18 protein-coding genes are annotated in these 17247 nt (G+C 72.5%); 12 read left to right on the plus strand and 6 right to left on the minus strand.

Features of this window, described 5'->3' with window-relative positions; genetic code table 11:
- Positions 1-53: 53 nt before the first annotated feature.
- Both HEK131_RS12935 and HEK131_RS12940 read right to left on the minus strand, forming a co-directional pair.
- Entirely contained in the window at positions 54-986 is a 933-nt protein-coding gene (locus HEK131_RS12935; RefSeq protein WP_244335109.1) for a M56 family metallopeptidase, read from the minus strand.
- Between the two features lie 84 nt (positions 987-1070).
- Entirely contained in the window at positions 1071-1616 is a 546-nt protein-coding gene (locus HEK131_RS12940) for a DUF5134 domain-containing protein (RefSeq protein WP_244335111.1), read from the minus strand.
- Positions 1617-1790: 174 nt separating this feature from the next.
- Here HEK131_RS12940 and HEK131_RS12945 point away from each other — a divergent pair, with 174 nt between their 5' ends.
- Together HEK131_RS12945 and HEK131_RS12950 are read left to right on the plus strand one after the other, a co-directional pair.
- Positions 1791-3479, plus strand: a complete 1689-nt coding sequence (locus tag HEK131_RS12945) for an FUSC family protein (protein ID WP_244335113.1) — start codon at positions 1791-1793, stop codon at positions 3477-3479.
- Between the two features lie 48 nt (positions 3480-3527).
- On the plus strand, positions 3528-4082 hold the full coding sequence (locus HEK131_RS12950) for a MarR family winged helix-turn-helix transcriptional regulator (RefSeq protein WP_244335115.1): 555 nt from the start codon (positions 3528-3530) through the stop codon (positions 4080-4082).
- A gap of 10 nt (positions 4083-4092) precedes the next feature.
- Here HEK131_RS12950 and HEK131_RS12955 read toward each other — a convergent pair whose 3' ends face one another.
- On the minus strand, positions 4093-4485 hold the full coding sequence (locus HEK131_RS12955; protein WP_217464045.1) for a VOC family protein: 393 nt from the start codon (positions 4483-4485) through the stop codon (positions 4093-4095).
- A 70-nt stretch (positions 4486-4555) separates the two neighbouring features.
- Here HEK131_RS12955 and HEK131_RS12960 point away from each other — a divergent pair, with 70 nt between their 5' ends.
- On the plus strand, positions 4556-5092 hold the full coding sequence (locus HEK131_RS12960; protein ID WP_244335117.1) for a GNAT family N-acetyltransferase: 537 nt from the start codon (positions 4556-4558) through the stop codon (positions 5090-5092).
- A gap of 15 nt (positions 5093-5107) precedes the next feature.
- Here HEK131_RS12960 and HEK131_RS12965 read toward each other — a convergent pair whose 3' ends face one another.
- Positions 5108-5791, minus strand: a complete 684-nt coding sequence (locus HEK131_RS12965) for a glycerophosphodiester phosphodiesterase (RefSeq protein WP_217464047.1) — start codon at positions 5789-5791, stop codon at positions 5108-5110.
- Between the two features lie 342 nt (positions 5792-6133).
- On the opposite strand from HEK131_RS12965, the gene HEK131_RS12970 reads away from it, so the two are divergent.
- Genes HEK131_RS12970 through HEK131_RS12980 form a run of 3 tightly spaced genes read left to right on the plus strand, consistent with a single transcriptional unit; the run spans position 6134 to position 9386 of the window.
- On the plus strand, positions 6134-7531 hold the full coding sequence (locus tag HEK131_RS12970) for a DUF6421 family protein (protein ID WP_244335119.1): 1398 nt from the start codon (positions 6134-6136) through the stop codon (positions 7529-7531).
- Positions 7532-7572: 41 nt separating this feature from the next.
- Positions 7573-8319 carry an SDR family NAD(P)-dependent oxidoreductase gene (locus HEK131_RS12975; protein ID WP_244335121.1) on the plus strand — a complete coding sequence of 249 codons (747 nt, stop codon included), beginning with the start codon at positions 7573-7575 and terminating at the stop codon, positions 8317-8319.
- On the plus strand, positions 8316-9386 hold the full coding sequence (locus tag HEK131_RS12980) for a threonine aldolase family protein (protein ID WP_244335123.1): 1071 nt from the start codon (positions 8316-8318) through the stop codon (positions 9384-9386). The genes HEK131_RS12975 and HEK131_RS12980 overlap by 4 nt, the downstream gene beginning before the upstream one ends.
- A 66-nt stretch (positions 9387-9452) precedes the next feature.
- Here HEK131_RS12980 and HEK131_RS12985 read toward each other — a convergent pair whose 3' ends face one another.
- A complete protein-coding gene (locus HEK131_RS12985; RefSeq protein ID WP_217464051.1) occupies positions 9453-10181 on the minus strand; it encodes a lysophospholipid acyltransferase family protein in 729 nt (242 codons plus the stop codon).
- A gap of 204 nt (positions 10182-10385) precedes the next feature.
- Here HEK131_RS12985 and HEK131_RS12990 point away from each other — a divergent pair, with 204 nt between their 5' ends.
- The 5 genes from HEK131_RS12990 to HEK131_RS13010 all read left to right on the plus strand — a co-directional run bounded on the left by HEK131_RS12990 (position 10386) and on the right by HEK131_RS13010 (position 14984).
- Positions 10386-10790: a TlpA family protein disulfide reductase gene (locus tag HEK131_RS12990; RefSeq protein WP_244451999.1), complete on the plus strand. Its 405-nt coding sequence runs from the start codon at positions 10386-10388 to the stop codon at positions 10788-10790.
- Between the two features lie 192 nt (positions 10791-10982).
- Positions 10983-11492 carry a flavin reductase family protein gene (locus HEK131_RS12995; RefSeq protein WP_217464053.1) on the plus strand — a complete coding sequence of 170 codons (510 nt, stop codon included), beginning with the start codon at positions 10983-10985 and terminating at the stop codon, positions 11490-11492.
- A 220-nt stretch (positions 11493-11712) separates the two neighbouring features.
- The gene (locus HEK131_RS13000) at positions 11713-12498 is read left to right on the plus strand and encodes an electron transfer flavoprotein subunit beta/FixA family protein (RefSeq protein ID WP_244335125.1); all 786 of its coding nucleotides are present in this window, start codon (positions 11713-11715) and stop codon (positions 12496-12498) included.
- A 51-nt stretch (positions 12499-12549) separates the two neighbouring features.
- Positions 12550-13512 carry an electron transfer flavoprotein subunit alpha/FixB family protein gene (locus HEK131_RS13005; protein WP_217464055.1) on the plus strand — a complete coding sequence of 321 codons (963 nt, stop codon included), beginning with the start codon at positions 12550-12552 and terminating at the stop codon, positions 13510-13512.
- Between the two features lie 209 nt (positions 13513-13721).
- A complete protein-coding gene (locus HEK131_RS13010; RefSeq protein WP_244335127.1) occupies positions 13722-14984 on the plus strand; it encodes a DUF6986 family protein in 1263 nt (420 codons plus the stop codon).
- Positions 14985-14989: 5 nt separating this feature from the next.
- On the opposite strand, the gene HEK131_RS13015 is transcribed toward HEK131_RS13010, so the two are convergent.
- Positions 14990-16039, minus strand: a complete 1050-nt coding sequence (locus HEK131_RS13015; RefSeq protein WP_217464057.1) for a LacI family DNA-binding transcriptional regulator — start codon at positions 16037-16039, stop codon at positions 14990-14992.
- 219 nt (positions 16040-16258) lie between these two features.
- On the opposite strand from HEK131_RS13015, the gene HEK131_RS13020 reads away from it, so the two are divergent.
- Entirely contained in the window at positions 16259-17212 is a 954-nt protein-coding gene (locus tag HEK131_RS13020; RefSeq protein WP_217464058.1) for an ROK family protein, read from the plus strand.
- Positions 17213-17247: the final 35 nt, after the last annotated feature.

Below are 17247 nucleotides of genomic sequence, written 5' to 3' on the forward strand. Positions count from 1 at the left end.
ACCGCGTTGCGCGGCCGCTCCTCACCCATGTCGTCCACTCGGGACGACAGACCCTAATGCAACGCCCGCAGCCCCGGAACGAGAGCGACCAACACCGGGATCACCGGCACCAGCGCGGCCGTCGCCGTCAGGCGTAGGCGGTGGGGGGCCGGGAGGCGGGCCGGTGCTGTGAGGAGGCGGTCCACGCGGTGCGGGAGCTGGGAGTGCGGGGTGGGGGAGGGACCGAACACGCCTCGGTCCTCGTTCATTTCGACCAGGGCCAGTGCCGTCGTCACCCGGCCGAAGCGGCGGGAGGCGGTGTCGTCGGCGGCCAGTTCGACCAGGCGGTGCATCTCGTCGCGGAAGGCGGCGAAGACCGGGACCTGGGGGAAGCCGCCGGCCAGGGCGGCCGAGCAGTGCAGCAGCCAGTCGTGCCGGAACCGGGCGTGCCCCTGCTCGTGGGCCAGCAGGGCGTCCAAGCGGCTGCCCTTGAGGCGGCGGAGCGCGGCCGTGGTGACGACGAGCCGAGGGGTGGTTCCGGGCAGCCACCACGCGTCCGGCCGTTCGCCCTCCAGGACCACCAGCCACCCGCCCGGCCCCTCGCCCGGCAACAAGGGTGCCCGCTGCCGGAGTTCGGCCCGGCGGGTCCGTCGGTGCCGCCTCGCGTGCAGCACCTCGCCTGCCAGCATCGTCAGGGTCCACAGCCCTCCGCAGGCGAGTGCCACGGCGGTGGGCGCGGCCCAGGGCCCGGCCGCGCCGAGGGCGTACGCCTCGACGACCCCGTGCGGCGCCCCGCTGAACAACTGCCAGCGCACCGCCTGCCAGGCCGCCGCCGCGCTCAGCGTCATCGACAGCGCGCAGCACAGCAGTACGGCGGCCACCACGCACTGCCACGCCCACAGCGCCACCACCGGCTCCCGGTCCGGCCAGTCGGCCCGGGCCAGCAGGCGCGGGGCGGCGACGGAGGTCAGGATGCCGAGCAGCAGCAGTGCCACGGGGACCATCATGGGCAGCACCCTATGAGCACCGGAGTGCCCGCCGGTGCCTAAGTGACGCAGGCAACTCCCTTTTCGCGCCGACCGCTTGAGGTGTCACATCGTCAGAAGCATCGCCAGCATGCCTATCCCCATCGACAGCCGGCACACCCGGGACAGCTCGGGCCGGTCGCCCCACCGCACCCCGCCCGGTCCGCCCCGGACGGTGGCGGGCACCAAGCGGGCTCCGGTCAGCAGGACATAGCCGGTGAAGTACAGCAGCAGCGCGCCCGTCACCGGGGCCGGGCCGGAGCCGCCCGTGTGGTGGTGCGATACCGGGGCGGCCGTCATCAGCACCGCCATGTACACCATCGCCGCGCTGCCCAGCAGATGGTGCAGGTGGTGGGCGCTCTGCCGGGCCGACCACAGCGCGCGCAACGCGGCCAGCCCGAACACCAGGGCGTACAGCGGCCACACCCAGCGCGGCGGGGTGAACACCGCGGCGGGCACCGCCATCGCCGCCATTCCGAAGCCCATCAGTGCCTCGCCGCCCGCCGCCCGCCGCTGCTCCTCGACACCGCTGCGCATCCGCAGCAGACAGTAGGCGCCGGTCGCCGCGCACAGCGCGACCAGCAGCCAGGCCGGTGACACCGGTCCGTGCACGCGCACCACCCCCGTTCGACGCTCGGTCGAGGGATGCGATGCCCACGACGCGCGCAGCGCACGCGAGCGCAAGGGGGTGTACGGGGAGCGTTCGCCGGAGCACGGCGTGTGACCAGGACTGTTACGGAGCCCGGGAAAGTCTTTTACTGGTGAAACACCTGCTAAATTCTTCGTATGAGCAGCCTGCACCTCCGCCGTCTCCCCCTCGCCCAGGCGCTCCGCCTCCAGGGGCCCTCCGCCATCTGGTTCAAACCCGCGCTCAGCGTGGTCGTGTCGGCGGCCCCGCCCAACCTCCTCCTGCTGGCGCTCGGCCGCCTCGACCTGGCCCTCTACACGATGGCCGGGTCCCTGTGCGCGCTCTACGCCCACCACCGGCCCTACCCGGCCCGCGCCCGCGTGCTCACCGGGGTGGTGCTCGGCATGACGGCCGGACTCGGCATCGCCCTGCTCGCCTCGGCGCTCACCCCCGGCCCCGTCGTCCTGGTGATCGTCGGCGCCCTGCTGGCCGCCGCCCAGAAGACGGTCTGCGAGGCCACGCGCGTCGGCCCGCCCGGGAATGTCGTCGTCACCTTCATCAGTTCCGCCGCCCTGTTCGTCCCGCAGACCCCGAGTCAGGTCCCCGGCCACCTCGCACTCGCCCTCGCCGCCGGAGCCTGGGCCTGGCTCGTCTGCATGGCCCCCGGAGCGCTCCGCCCGCACGGGCCCGAGCGCCGCGCCGTCGCGGCCGCCCTCCGCGCGGCCGCCACCGCCCAGGACGACGGTCACGTCCGTGCCCGCACCGCCGCGCACAACGCCTGGCAGACGCTGCGCACCCCCGGCACCCGCCCCGATCCCACCCGGCGTGCCCTCGAACATCTCCTGATCCACGCGGAGGCCGCCCCGGCCGACGCCGACCAGCTACGCGCCTGGGCCCGAGCCCTGCGCGGCACGGGCCGGGTACCCGAGGTGCCCGTGCCGGAAGGGGCGGACGCGCACGCGGACCGGCGTCCGGGCCCGGACGTCACGCAGCGCACCGGTCCCCAGTCCTTGCCCGGCACGGCACGCGCGCCCAAGCGCACCGCCCCGGAACGACCGGACCCGCGAGCCGATCCGTGCCCGCGACCCGCCACCAAGCACCGCGGCCCCCTGCACCACCTCACCCCCATCGCCACCCGCACCGCCCTCGGCTGCGCCCTCGCCGGTCTGGCCGCCCTGGCCCTCGGAGTCGGCCGTCCCTACTGGGCCCTGGTCACCGCCGCCTCGCTCTTCCAGGCCAACGTCACGCTCACCTGGAGCCGGGGCGTCCAGCGCGTCGTCGGCAACGTCCTCGGCGTCCTCCTCTTCGCCGCGCTCACCCCGCTGACCCGCCTCCACCCGGCCGCCCTCGTGGTGTCCGTCCTGGCCTGCAGCTTCGGCGCCGAGGCGCTCATCGCCCGCAACTACTGGCTCGGCACGGTCTGCGTGACGCCCATGGCGCTGCTCATCACCGAGTTCACCCACCTCCAGGACCCCGGCGTGCTCATCACCCAGCGGGTCCTGGACACCCTGGTCGGCGCCCTGGCCGGACTCGCCGCCGCCGTGGTGGTCACCAACCGCCGGGCGGGGGACCGCGTGACGGACGCCATCACCGCCGCCGAGCACGCTCGCGCGCGCACCGAGCACCTGCTCGGCCACCCCGACCCCGCCCCGCACGCCCTCCCGGCGGCCCGCCGCGCCCTCGCCGCCGCACTGACCGACCTGCGCGCCACGGCCGACACCGCCCAGGGGGAGTGGTGGCAGCGGCCCTTCCCCGCAGAACGCCTCGTGCTCGCCGAGCAGGCCGGACACCGTACGCTCGCCGCTGCGGTACGGCACCGGGGAGCCGCACCCTTGAAGCAGGACTGACGCAGGACCGACACAGGACGACAGCGGGACCACGGAGGACACACGGCCATGACCGACACGGGAAGCAAGCACCCGGAGACGGCGCACGAGGGACCCGAGAGGGCCGACACCGTCGCCTCGGTCGTCCGGCAGTGGCGTGCCGTGCACCCCGCGCTCGACACCGGACCCATGGAGGTCATCGGCCGGATCAACCGCTGCGCCGCGCTCCTCCAGCAGGCCGAGGACGCCCCGCTGCGCCGCGCCGGGCTCAGCCGCGCCGAGTTCGACCTGCTCGGCGCGCTCCGCCGTACCGGCCACGAGCTGACACCGGGGGAGCTGGCACGGGAGACCTTCTCCTCCGGGGCGGCCGTGACCAAGCGCGTCAAGCAGCTCACCGGACGCGGGCTGGTCGAGCGGCGCGGTGACACCCGTGACCGCCGCGTCTCCCACCTCCGCCTCACCGACGCCGGCCGCGACCTCGTGGACGGCATCCTCCCCGAGCAACTCGCCTACGAGAAGGTGGTGTTGTCGACCCTCGCCCCCGAGCGCCAGGACGAGCTGTCCGGCCTGCTCGCCGGCCTCCTCGACGGACTGGAAGGCAGGCTGGGCGCCCTGCGCGGCTGACGCCGCCGTCTCAGATGCCGGGCCGGTACCGCAGTGGATGGTCCGCCGGGATCTCCACCAGCACGATCGGGATGCCGTCCGGGTCGGCGATCCACATCTCGATCAGTCCCCACGGCTCCCGGACCGGCGCCCGCACGATCTCCACGCCCTCGGCCCGCAGCTCGTCGTGCGCGGCGGCCGCGTCCGCGACCTGGAGCCACAGCCGCACCGACGGCGCGAGAGGGGCCTCGGCCCGGCCGGAGAGTTCCAGGAAGCCGCCGCCGAGGAAGTAGACCGTCCCGCGCTCCGGCCCCTCACCGAACTCGCGGTGGACGGCGAGCCCGAGCTGCCCTCCGTAGAAGGCGCGGGAACGGTCGGGGTCCGTGGGGCGGATCAGGGTCCGGCTGCCCAGTACATGCACCATGCGAGCGGAGCCTAGCCGCCCGATTACCCTCGTCCTTGTTCAGCCGCGCCCCTGAAACGGAGTACACCCCATGGACACCGCCACCGGACTGACGTTCCGCGACGCCACCGATGCCGACGTGGACACCCTCGTCGCGCTGGTCGAGTCGGCGTACCGGGGAGACGCCAGCCGGGCCGGGTGGACCACCGAGGCGGACATCCTGGACGGGCAGCGCACCGACCCCGAGGGCGTGCTCCAGGTCATCAAGGCCGCCGACAGCAGGCTGCTCGTCGTGGAGCGGGACGACCGGATCGTCGCCTGCTGCCAGCTCGAACACCGGGGCGCCCACGCCTACTTCGGCATGTTCGCGGTCAGCCCCACCCTCCAGGGGGCCGGGCTCGGCAAGGCCGTCATGACGGAGGCGGAGCGGCAGGCGCGTACCGCCTGGGGTGCCACCGAGATGCACATGACGGTGATCTCGGTCCGCGACGACCTGATCGGCTGGTACGAGCGCCGGGGCTACCGCCGTACGGGCGAGACGACCCCGTTCCCGTACGGCGACGAGCGCTTCGGCATTCCGCGCCGCCCCGACCTGCGGTTCGAGCTGCTGGTCAAGCCGCTGGCGTGAACAGCGGCTCCCGCGTCACGCCGTGAAGCGGCCGGTGCGCTTGATGTCCGGGAGGTCGGTGGTCGCGCCGTCCAGTTGGAGGGCGCGCACCAGCCGCAGCTCGTCCTGCGTGTTCACCACCCAGGCGAAGACCCTCAGACCCGCCGCGCGCGCCTTCTCCACGACCTCCAGCGTCAGCCTGCGGACGTCCAGACAGAGCGTCGCCGCGCCGGCCGCGACCGCGCGGTCCACCACCTCCGGGCCGTAGTGCTCCGCGACCAGCGCGGTGCGCACCCCGGGCACCAGCCGGGCGGTCTCGGCGATCGCCTCGTCGTGGAAGGAGATGACCTCCACCCGTGAGACGAGGTCCCGCCGGAGGATCACCTCCGCGAGCGCCTTCGCGGCCGCCACGTCCTTGATCTCGGCCTGGAGCGGCGCGCTCACCGCGTCCAGGACCTCTTCGAACACCGGCACCCGCTCGCCGCGCCCCGCGTCCAGAGCGCGCAGCTCCGCGAGGGTCTTCTCGGCGATCCGTCCGGTGCCGTCCGTGGTGCGGTCCACCGCGGCGTCGTGCATGACGATCAGCGCACCGTCCTTGCTCAGGTGCAGATCGAGTTCGATCAGGTCCAGACCGGCCTGCTCGGCGGCGGCGAAGGAACGGAGGGTGTTCTCGGGCTCGACCCCCATGACCCCACGGTGCCCGATGGTAAGGAAGTTCAAGGTTCAACTCGCTTCCGTCGACGGCGGATCGGCTTTCGCGGACCCGACGGAGTGTCGTCGTCCGCACGCCTGGCTCGCAGCCTAACGGCCGTGCCCGCACCGGTGCGATCGCGGACCTCCCGGCGCGGCGCCCGGCGCCCGATGGCCGGAACCGGGCGATCGGTCACCCGCTCGTGATGTCTCGACACTCACAGTGAAAGTGAGTGTGATCACGGTTTGGCGCGGGAAAAACAGCGGTGACCATGTGGCCGCGCAGAATAATTTCCCGATGACCCTCTTGTTCGGCGAAACGGGGTATGCATACGGTGTCCATACGCGAGGTTCTCCCGTGGAGGATGGGACATGACGGAAATACTTGTGCAGGCCGGTACGGAAGGACAGGTTCCTTCGCTGACCAGGGTGGTCGAGCACGCGGCGTGGCCCGTCCTCAAGGGCGCGGTGGAGCAGATCCGGCCATGGCAGTCGAAGGACGGCTCGATCGACTTCGCCGCCGAGGGCGCCCCCGAGCGGGCCGAGGCCGAGGCGGCGGTGGGCCGGGTCGTGGACGCGGTGGAGGAGCTCTCTCCGCTGCTCCCGCACGACGCCGAGTACCACCGGGTCCTGGTGGGAGACCTGCGCCGCTGGGCCGAGGGCGGCTTCGAGGTGCCGGACTTCCTGGACTCGCTCCTGGCGTTCCAGCCCGCGGCCAATCGCGCGGACGGCCTCCAGCACCTGGTCGTCTTCCCGATGTACACGCAGAACGGCAACCCGGACCGCAATCTCGAGGCGGTCGTGCTGCGCATGGTCTGGCCGGACTGGCTGGCCGAGCTGGAGCGCACCCGGTACGACAACCCGCTGTTCTGCGGCATCACCTTCGAGGACTTCACGGCGGGCTACGACACCAACTCCGCCGTCCTCTTCCCGGAGACCATCGCCGTCCGTGAGGCGCCGGAACGTTTCTCCTGGGGTGGCATCTTCTGCGACCGCGAGGCCGCCCGCTTCCGCCGGGTCACCGACGCGGCCGTCGGCATCCTGGGCCTGGAGCTGCCCGAGGACATCGCCGCGATGGTCCACGACCAGAAGCGCTGCGAAGAGGCGTTCGTGCTCTGGGACATGGTCCACGACCGCACCCACAGCCACGGCGACCTGCCGTTCGACCCGTTCATGATCAAGCAGCGCCAGCCGTTCTGGATGTACGGCCTGGAGGAGCTGCGCTGCGACCTCACCGCCTTCAAGGAGGCCGTGAAGCTGGAGGCGGACGGCGTCCCGCAGGCCCGTGACGTGCAGTACGCGGTGCTCTTCGACCGCATGTTCCGCTTCCCGGTCACCGGCGACCGCGTCCGCAACTACGACGGGCTCGGCGGCCAGCTCCTCTTCGCCTACCTGCACAAGCACGACGTGGTCCGCTGGACCGACAACAAGCTCGCCATCGACTGGGAGCGCGCCCCGCAGGTCACCAACCAGCTCTGCGCCGACATCGAGCAGCTCTACCGCGACGGCATCGACCGCCCCAAGCTGGTGCACTGGTTCGCCGGGTACGAACTCGTCGCCGGTTACCTCTCCCCGCACCCCGGCTCGAAGTGGGCCAAGGGTCCCGACGCCCTCGACCTGAGCCTGCCGCCGCGCAAGCTCGTGGACGACGTGCTCCCGGACGAGTTTCCGCTGAGCATGTTCTATGAGGCGCTGGCCAAGAAGCTGAAGAATGTGATCGCCGAGACCAAGGGCATCACGGCGGACGGCGCGGAGCGGATCGCCGCGTGAGCGACCGCGGGCACGACACGGCAGACGAAGAAGGGAAGACGATGGGGAACGGGGCTCTTCGGGGCGCGGTGATCGCGGTGGCCGGAGCGGGCGGACCCGCGGGACGGGCCACCCTGGTCAGGCTCGCCGAGGCGGGCGCGACCGTGGTCGGCGCCGACAACGACCCGGCCCGCCTGGCGGAGGCCGTGGACGCGGCCCGCTACGCCAACGGAGGCGCCACGGTCACCGGCGAGACGGTCGACCTGCTCGACCTCGACTCCACCCGTGCCTGGGCCTCGGGCATCGAGAAGGAGTTCGGCCGCGTCGACGGCCTGGTCCACCTGGTCGGCGGCTGGCGCGGCGGCGCCAAGTTCGACGACACCGACCTCGCCGACTGGGACCTGCTGGAGAGGCTGCTCATCCGCACCGTCCAGCACACCTCGCTCGCCTTCTACGACGCCCTCCAGCGCGCCGGCGACGGCCGCTACCTGCTGATCAGCGCCGCCGGCGCCTCCAAGCCGACCGCGGGCAACGCCGCGTACTCCGCCGCCAAGGCCGCGGCCGAGGCGTGGACGCTGGCCATGGCCGACGGCTTCCGCAAGGCGGGGGGCGAGGAGGGGCCCAAGGCCGCCGCTGCCATCCTGGTGGTGAAGGCGCTGGTGCACGACGCGATGCGCGCGGAGCGCCCGAGCGCGAAGTTCGCGGGCTTCACGGACGTCAAGGAACTGGCCGAGGCCATCGAGGGCGTCTGGAGCAGGCCCGCCACCGAAGTGAACGGAAACCGTCTGTGGCTGACCGAGAAGCCGTGAACCCTGCCAGGACCGATGCCCGTCGCCACCACGACCCGCAGGTCCGCGGTTTCGCCAGCGACAACTACGCCGGGGCGCACCCCGAGGTGCTCGCCGCCGTGGCCCTGGCCAACGGCGGCCACCAGGTGGCCTACGGCGAGGACGAGTACACCGAGAACCTGCAGCGGATCATCCGCAGTCACTTCGGCGCCACCGCCGAGGCGTTCCCGGTGTTCAACGGCACCGGCGCCAACGTCGTCGCGCTCCAGGCGGTCACCGACCGCTGGGGCGCGGTGATCTGCGCCGAGAGCGCGCACATCAACGTGGACGAGGGCGGCGCGCCCGAGCGCATGGGCGGGCTCAAGCTGCTCACCGTGCCCACCCCGGACGGCAAGCTCACCCCCGAGCTGATCGACCGGCAGGCGTTCGGCTGGGACGACGAGCACCGGGCGATGCCCCAGGTCGTCTCGATCACCCAGTCCACCGAGCTGGGCACCCTCTACACGCCCGACGAGATCCGCGCGATCTGCGAGCACGCCCACGGGCACGGCATGAAGGTGCACCTGGACGGCTCCCGCATATCCAACGCCGCCGCCTCCCTGAACGTCCCCATGCGGGCGTTCACCAACGCGGTCGGCGTCGACATCCTCTCGCTGGGCGGGACGAAGAACGGTGCGCTGTTCGGCGAGGCGGTCGTCGTCATCAACCAGGACGCCGTCTCGCACATGAAGCACCTGCGCAAGCTGTCCATGCAGCTCGCGTCCAAGATGCGCTTCGTCTCGGTGCAGTTGGAGGCACTGTTCGCCAAGGACCTCTGGCTGCGCAACGCCCGCCACGCCAACGAGATGGCCCAGCGCCTGGCCGAGGGCGTCCGCGCGGTGCACGGGGTGGAGATCCTGCACCCGGTGCAGGCCAACGGCGTCTTCGCCCGGCTCCCGCACGACGTGAGCGTGCGCCTGCAGAAGCGGTTCCGCTTCTACTTCTGGGACGAGGCGGCCGGTGACGTCCGCTGGATGTGCGCCTTCGACACCACGGAGGAGGACGTCGACACCTTCGTGGCGGCGCTCAAGGAGGAGATGGCCCGCTGAGGGACGTCCCGCAGACGCAGGTACGGCCGGGCCGGACGGTGATCGTCCGGCCCGGCCGTCGTCGTCTCAGAGGGCCTGGGCCGCCCGCAACTGCTCGTTCGTCGGGGCCGTGCCGCCCAGGTGGGCGGGGAGCCACCAGGAATCCTCGGCGCCCTTGGGGCGGGCCGGGTAGGCGCGCTGGGCCGCTTCCAGCAGCTCCTGGACGCCCTCGCGCAGCCGACGGGTGATCGCGCCCGCGTACTGGTCGCGCGACGCCTCCAGTGCCTCGCCGACCCGCATGGTGATCGGGGTGTGGCTGCGCTTGAAGTTGCGCGGCTGGCCCTTGGTCCACAGCCGCTGGGTGCCCCAGACCGCCATCGGGACCAGCGGGACGCCCGCCTCCTGCGCCAGGCGCGCGGCACCGGACTTGAAGCTCTTCAGGGTGAACGACTCCGAGATCGTCGCCTCCGGGAACACCCCGACGATCTCACCGGCGCGCAGCGAGGCCAGCGCGTGCGCGTACGCCGACTCACCCTGCTCGCGGTCGACCGGGATGTGCTTCATGCCGCGCATCAGCGGACCCGACACCTTGTGCCGGAAGACCGACTCCTTGGCCATGAAGCGCACCAGGCGCTTCTGCGGCAGCGCGGCCAGCCCGTTGAAGATGAAGTCCAGGTAGCTGATGTGATTGCTCACCAGCACGGCGCCGCCGGTACGCGGGATGTACTCCGACCCCTGGCAGTCGATCTTGAGGTCCCACACCTTGAACAACGTCTTGGCGAAACCGACGACGGGGCGGTAGACCAGCTCTGCCATAAGCGGGGTGGTCCCTTTCTGCTCTGCTCGGGAAAGGGGGCTCCCGGCGGGAAGTTACGGAGCCGTAGGTTTACGGCTCTCGCAGATCGTGCCCCAAGAACGGGCGGGTGACCAGTCCTGGTGCCCGGTGGCGGCGAGATCCTCGTCACGTCCCCCCGTACGCCCCACTTTCGGAGGCCGGGAATCCATTCGGCCCTCGAAGCGCTGGTGTTGGGGAGGACCGGGACGAACGGTGCCGCGCGAGCGGCTGAGCGGAGGACAAGGGTGCGCGGGCGGGACGACGTACGGCGGCTGACGGCGGCCGATCTGGGCGGCGGACTGGGGGAGCGGGCCACCCTCGTGCAGTTCTCCAGCGCCTTCTGCGCGCCCTGCCGGGCCACCCGGCGCACCCTCGCCGAGGTCGCCCGCATGGTTCCCGGCGTGGCCCACGTCGAGATCGACGCGGAGGCCCGCCTCGGTCTCGTCCGCGAACTGGAGGTCCTCAAGACCCCCACCGTGCTCGTCCTGGGCCCGGACGGCGCCGTCGTGCGGCGTGCCCAGGGGCAGCCACGCAGGGCCGATGTCATCGCCGCGCTCGGCGAGGCCGTCGGCGGGCGGCGCGGTGACTGAGCGCCGGAGGGAGCCCCGGCGGCGACTTGACGGCACCCGCCGTCTGTCGTCAGCCTGGCCCGGTGCCGATCGAACACCTTCTCGCCGGACCGGTCCCCAGCGGCCCGGCCCGTCCCGGGAGCGTCCGCTGTCCGGGCCGCTGAGCAGCCACGGACCCGATTCGCTCGCCCCCGTAAGCAGAAGGACGACCCCATGACGGCCACCCCTGGCCTCGGCTCCCGCCGCCCCGCCTCGCCGGACCTGCTGCGCTCGGTCTTCCGCCGGCACGCGGCCGGTGTCGCGGTGATCACCGCGCGCGGCGAGCACGGCCCGGTCGGCTTCACCGCCACCTCGCTCAGTTCCGTCTCCGCCGAACCCCCGATGATCTCCTTCGGCATAGGCACCGGAGGTTCCAGTTGGCCCGCGATAGCGCGGACCGACCATGTCGGTGTGCATCTGCTCGGTGAGCACCAGAGCGACCTCGCCGCCACCTTCGCCCGCAGCGGCGCCGACCGCTTCGGGGCGTCCACCGACTGGAGCGAGGGGCCCGAGGGTGTGCCCGTGCTGGACGACGTGCTCGCCTGGCTGGTGTGCCGGATCGTGGGCCGGGTACCAGCCGGGGACCACCGGATCGTGCTCGCCGAGGTGATGCTCGGCGACCCCTCCGGCGACGGCCGTCCGCTGCTCTATCACCAGGGACGTTTCAACGCCCTGCGGGACTGAGCGGGTTGGGCCCCGGCTCTGCGGAGCCGTCGAGTTCCGGTTACGCTGCGTTGCGAAGGTCACAGTTCAAAGCGCTTGCTTAGCGGGCAGGAACTGGGTGTACTGACGAGTAATATTTCGGTCGGAGCGCGCGGACGCCCCGACCGGGATCGGCCGCTTGAGGCGCCTATGCTGCCTTCAAGAGGCAGCCCGGAAAAGACGATGCAGTAGGAGAGCCGGCGTGAGCTTGAGGATCGTTGTCACTGTGAAGTACGTGCCCGACGCCACTGGCGACCGGCACTTCGCCGATGACCTGACCGTCGACCGCGACGACGTGGACGGTCTGCTCTCCGAGCTGGACGAGTACGCGGTCGAGCAGGCCCTTCAGATCGCGGACGAGGCGGACGACGCCGAGGTCACCGTGCTGACCGTCGGCCCCGAGGACGCGAAGGACGCGCTGCGCAAGGCCCTGTCGATGGGCGCCGACAAGGCGATCCACGTCGAGGACGACGACCTGCACGGCACCGACGTGATGGGTACCTCGCTGGTGCTGGCCAAGGCGATCGAGAAGGCCGGCTTCGACCTGGTGATCTCCGGTATGGCCTCCACCGACGGCACCATGGGTGTCGTTCCGGCGCTGGTCGCCGAGCGTCTGGGTGTGCCCCAGGTGACGCTGCTCTCCGAGGTCTCGGTCGAGGACGGCACCGTCAAGGGCCGCCGCGACGGCGACGCCGCCTCCGAGCAGCTCGAGGCTTCCCTCCCGGCCGTGGTCTCCGTGACGGACCAGTCCGGTGAGGCGCGTTACCCGTCGTTCAAGGGCATCATGGCGGCCAAGAAGAAGCCGGTGGAGTCCTGGGACCTGTCCGACCTCGACATCGAGGCGGAGGAGGTCGGTCTCGAGGGTGCGTGGACCAAGGTCGAGGCCGTGACCGAGCGTCCGGCGCGCACCGCGGGCACGATCGTCAAGGACGAGGGCGAGGGCGGCAAGCAGCTCGCCGAGTACCTCGCGGGCCAGAAGTTCATCTAAGGGCCCGCACCCCGCCGACCCCTCAACTTCGTTACGCAGGAGAGCAATCCCATGGCTGAAGTTCTCGTCTACGTCGACCACGTGGACGGTGCCGTCCGCAAGCCCACCCTGGAGCTGCTGACGCTGGCCCGCCGCATCGGCGAGCCCGTCGCCGTCGCCCTGGGCAACGGCGCCGCCGACACCGCCGCCACCCTCGCCGAGCACGGCGCGGTGAAGGTCCTCACCGACGACGCGTCCGAGTACGCCGACTACCTGGTCGTCCCCAAGGTCGACGCGCTCCAGGCCGCCGTCGAGGCCGTCTCCCCGGCCGCCGTGCTGGTCCCGTCCTCCGCGGAGGGCAAGGAGGTCGCCGCCCGTCTGGCGCTGCGCATCGGTTCCGGCCTGATCACCGACGCCGTCGACCTGGAGGCCGGGGCCGAGGGTCCCGTCGCCACCCAGTCGGTGTTCGCCGCTTCCTTCACCACCAAGTCCCAGGTCATCAAGGGCACCCCGGTCATCACGGTCAAGCCGAACTCGGCCGCCGTGGAGGCCGCCCCGGCCGCCGGCGCGGTCGAGGCCCTGTCCGTGTCCTTCTCGGACAAGGCGACCGGCACCAAGGTCACCGGCCGCACCCCGCGTGAGTCCACGGGCCGCCCGGAGCTGACCGAGGCCGCGATCGTGGTCTCCGGTGGCCGTGGCGTGAACGGTGCGGACAACTTCGCGCTGATCGAGGCCCTCGCGGACTCGCTCGGTGCCGCCGTCGGCGCCTCGCGTGCCGCGGTGGACGCGGGCTGGTACCCGCACACCAACCAGGTCGGCCAGACCGGCAAGTCCGTCTCCCCGCAGCTCTACATCGCCAACGGCATCTCCGGCGCCATCCAGCACCGCGCCGGCATGCAGACGTCGAAGACGATCGTCGCGGTCAACAAGGACCCCGAGGCCCCGATCTTCGACCTCGTCGACTACGGCGTCGTCGGCGACCTCTTCGAGGTCGTCCCCCAGCTCACCGAGGAAGTGAAGTCCCGCAAGGGCTGATCCCGGCACGCTGAGCGAGGCCCCCGGAACCGAACCGGCTCCGGGGGCCTCGCGCTGTCCGGGGGTCAGAGCTGATGGACCCAAGCCACCACGAAGACCGGCTGAGGGTGGTCCCTAGGGGGACAGGACGTTGTTGACCCGCTGAATCGCCGTGGATAACGTCCCTCAACGGTTTGTGGAGGCCGTACCGCGGACGCCGGAGGGTGTGGATGAGTCGGCAGGAGCATGTGAGGACGAGCCTCGGCGGGGAGGTCGGCAAGGAGATCGACGGTCTCCTCGCCCCCGTGGACGCGGAACTGGCACTCCGTTACCCCGGCGACCCCGGCACACGGCAGCCCGTCCACACCGTGTACGTCCCCGGTGACGTGTTCACCTCGGGCACGGTGCGCGAGTGGGGCGACCGGGCGCTGGCCGCGCTCGACGAACACGCCCCGGACGCCGACTCGTTCGCGACCGTGCTCGGGCTGTCCGGGGACCTCGCCGAGCCGGTGTACGCACGTGTCCGGGCCAAGCTGGAGCGCGAGCCGGTGGAGGACCTGCGCGTCGACTTCGAGGACGGCTACGGGCACCGCCCGGACGCCGAGGAGGACGAGCACGCCGCCCGCGCCGCCCGGCTGCTCGCCGAGGACGGGCCGCCGTACCTGGGTGTGCGCGTGAAGTGCATGGAGGCGGGGGTGCGGGAGCGGGGCATCCGTACCCTCGACGTCTTCCTCACGGGGCTGATGGCGGCCGGGGGGCTGCCCGAGGGGCTGAACCTCACGCTCCCCAAGGTGACGTACGCCGAGCAGGTCGCCGCCTTCGCCCGTGTCCTGGACGCCTTCGAGCGGACACACGGGCTGGAGTCCGGGCGGCTCGGCTTCGAGATCCAGATCGAGACCAGCCAGGCGATCCTCGCCACCGACGGCACCGCCACCGTCGCCCGCATGATCCAGGCCGCCGGGGGCCGGGCCACCGGACTGCACTACGGGACCTTCGACTACAGCGCCGCCCTCGGTGTCTCCGCCGCCCACCAGGCCCCCGACCACCCCGCCGCCGACCACGCCAAGGCGGTGATGCAGGTCGCGGCCGCCGGGACCGGCGTACGCGTCTCGGACGGCTCCACCAACGTGCTGCCGGTCGGACCCACCTCCCAGGTGCACGACGCCTGGCGGCTGCACCACCGGCTCACCCGCCGCGCCCTGGCCCGCGCCTACCACCAGGGCTGGGACATGCACCCCGGCCATCTGCCGACCCGGTACGCGGCCGTCTTCGCCTTCTACCGTGAGGGTTTCGCCCAGGCGGCGGCCCGGCTCGCGGCCTACACCGCACGCACCCGGGGCGACGTGCTGGACGAGCCCGCCACCGCACGGGCGTTGAGCGGCTATCTGCTTCGGGGGCTGCACTGCGGCGCCCTGGACAGCGCCGAAGTGACGGCCGCGAGTGGGCTGAGCCGGGCCGAGCTGGAGGACCTGGCGGCGGTCCGGCCCCAGTAGCGCCCTCAGCCCGCCGGGGGCAGTTCCCCCGAGCCCCGGGTGATCAGCCGGGTCGGCAGTTCGATCCGCTCCGGGGCGCCCAGGGCGCCGTCGAGGCGCTGGAAGAGGCGGTCGGCGGCCGTACGGCCGAGGGCCGCCGCGTCCTGCGCGACCACCGTCACGCCCGGCTGGAGCAGATCGGCCAGCTCGAAGTCGTCGAACCCGACCAGCGCGACCGGCCGGGCGTGCTCGGCCAGCACCCGGATCACCGTGACCGTCACCCGGTTGTTGCCCGTGAACACGGCGGTGACCGGCTCCGGCCCGGTGAGCATCTCCTCCGTCGCCCGCCGCACCCGCTCCGGATCGGTCGCCCCCAGCGACATCCAGTGCTCCGCGACGGATATTCCCGCGTCCTCCATCGCCGCCCGGTAGCCGCGCAGCCGCTCGGCCGCCGTGTGGATGCGGGGCATGTCGCCGATGAAGCCGATCCGGCGGTGCCCGTGGGCGATCAGATGGGCCACACCGTCACGGGCGCCGCCGAAGTTGTCGGAGAGGACCACGTCCGCGTCGATGCCCCCGGCCGGCCGGTCCACGAACACCGTCGCCACGCCCGCCCGGATCTCCGGCTCCAGGTAGCGGTGGTCGTCGCCGGCCGGGATCACCACCAGCCCGTCCACCCGCCGCGCGCACAGTGCCAGCGCCAGCTCCTGCTCCCGCTCCGGGTCCTCGGCGCTGGAGCCGTTGATCAGCAGGGCACCGTGGGAGCGCGCCACCTCTTCGACGGCGCGGCTGAGCGGCCCGTAGAAGGGGTCCGCCAGGTCCTCCAGCACCAGGCCGATGCTCGCGGTACGGCCCTTGCGCAGCACCCGCGCGCTGTCGTTGCGCCTAAAGCCCAGCGCGTCGATGGCCTCCCGCACCCGCCGCTCGGTGTCGGGGGTGACGCCAGGCTCGCCGTTCACCACGCGGGACACCGTCTTCAGGCCGACCCCGGCCCGCGCGGCCACGTCCTTCATGGTGGGCCGGTTGCCGTAACGGCTGCCGTTGGCGCGCTCTGCTCGACGGGTGGTCTCGGGCACGGTGCGGTGTCCTGTCCTGTTGTCCGGGGGTGTCGCGGGGCGGTGCGGGGAATCGGGGGCCGGTACAAGCGTGTGGCGTCGAGCATAGAGCCTGGACAACGTTGTCAGGTGCGGGAGAGACTGTCCACCGCCGTCCCGGCCCGCGCCCCCACCGCGACCGGCCCGGGACGCTTCGGACGTGAAACGCAACCTACGGCTCGACGGGGAGACCAGACTCTGATGCACACCGACCTCGTGGCGGCCCTGGACATCGGCGGCACCAAGATCGCCGGTGCGCTGGTGGACGGCCATGGCCGGATTCAGGCGCGCACGCAGCGCGCGACGCCCGCGCGACAGGATGGCGAAACGGTCATGCAGGCCGTCGAGCACGTGCTCGGCGACCTCGCCGCCTCGCCCCTGTGGGGACGCGCCTCGGTGATCGGCATCGGCAGCGCCGGCCCGGTGGACGCCTCGGCGGGCACCGTGAGCCCGGTGAACGTGCCGGGCTGGCGCGGCTTCCCGCTGGTCGAGCGGGTACGCGCGGCGACCGGCGGGCTGCCGGTCGAGCTGATCGGCGACGGGGTCGCCATCACGGCGGCCGAGCACTGGCAGGGCGCCGCACGCGGCCACGACAACGCGCTGTGCATGGTGGTCTCCACCGGCGTCGGCGGCGGCCTGGTCCTCGGCGGCCGACTGCACCCGGGCCCCACCGGCAACGCCGGTCACATCGGCCACATCAGCGTCGACCTCGACGGCGAGCCCTGCCCCTGCGGTGCGCGCGGCTGCGTGGAGGGACTCGCCAGCGGCCCCAACATCGCCCGCCGTGCCCTGGCGGAGGGCTGGCGGCCCGGCCCGGACGGCGACACCTCCGCCGCCGCGGTAGCGGACGCGGCCCGGCGGGGCGACCCGGTCGCCGTGGCCTCCTTCGAGCGGGCCGCGCAGGCCCTGGCCGCCGGGATCGCGGCGACCGCGACGCTGGTCGAGATCGACATCGCGGTCATCGGCGGCGGCGTGGGCAAGGCGGGCGACGTGCTCTTCGCCCCGCTGCGCAAGGCCCTCACCGACTACGCCACCCTGTCCTTCGTCCAGCGGCTCACGGTCGTGCCCGCGCAGATGGGCACCGACGCCGGCCTCGTCGGCGCCGCGGCCGCCGCGCTGGCCCTGAGGCCGGACGCGACGGCCGCCGGAGTCTGAGCGACGCGTGGCCACGGGGCACCCCCGTGGCCACG

The organism is Streptomyces seoulensis (assembly GCF_022846655.1).
Lineage (GTDB): Bacteria > Actinomycetota > Actinomycetes > Streptomycetales > Streptomycetaceae > Streptomyces.

Excerpts from the sequence above, each read along its gene's own strand:
- HEK131_RS12955 (WP_217464045.1), bottom strand. The coding sequence starts at position 4,485 with ATGGTGCATGTACTGGGCAGCCGGACCCTGATCCGCCCCACGGACCCC.
- HEK131_RS12935 (WP_244335109.1), bottom strand. The coding sequence starts at position 986 with ATGATGGTCCCCGTGGCACTGCTGCTGCTCGGCATCCTGACCTCCGTC.
- HEK131_RS13010 (WP_244335127.1), top strand. The coding sequence starts at position 13,722 with ATGAGTCGGCAGGAGCATGTGAGGACGAGCCTCGGCGGGGAGGTCGGC.
- HEK131_RS12975 (WP_244335121.1), top strand. The coding sequence starts at position 7,573 with ATGGGGAACGGGGCTCTTCGGGGCGCGGTGATCGCGGTGGCCGGAGCG.
- HEK131_RS12995 (WP_217464053.1), top strand. The coding sequence starts at position 10,983 with ATGACGGCCACCCCTGGCCTCGGCTCCCGCCGCCCCGCCTCGCCGGAC.
- HEK131_RS12970 (WP_244335119.1), top strand. The coding sequence starts at position 6,134 with ATGACGGAAATACTTGTGCAGGCCGGTACGGAAGGACAGGTTCCTTCG.
- HEK131_RS13020 (WP_217464058.1), top strand. The coding sequence starts at position 16,259 with ATGCACACCGACCTCGTGGCGGCCCTGGACATCGGCGGCACCAAGATC.
- HEK131_RS12945 (WP_244335113.1), top strand. The coding sequence starts at position 1,791 with ATGAGCAGCCTGCACCTCCGCCGTCTCCCCCTCGCCCAGGCGCTCCGC.
- HEK131_RS13005 (WP_217464055.1), top strand. The coding sequence starts at position 12,550 with ATGGCTGAAGTTCTCGTCTACGTCGACCACGTGGACGGTGCCGTCCGC.
- HEK131_RS12950 (WP_244335115.1), top strand. The coding sequence starts at position 3,528 with ATGACCGACACGGGAAGCAAGCACCCGGAGACGGCGCACGAGGGACCC.
- HEK131_RS12985 (WP_217464051.1), bottom strand. The coding sequence starts at position 10,181 with ATGGCAGAGCTGGTCTACCGCCCCGTCGTCGGTTTCGCCAAGACGTTG.
- HEK131_RS12960 (WP_244335117.1), top strand. The coding sequence starts at position 4,556 with ATGGACACCGCCACCGGACTGACGTTCCGCGACGCCACCGATGCCGAC.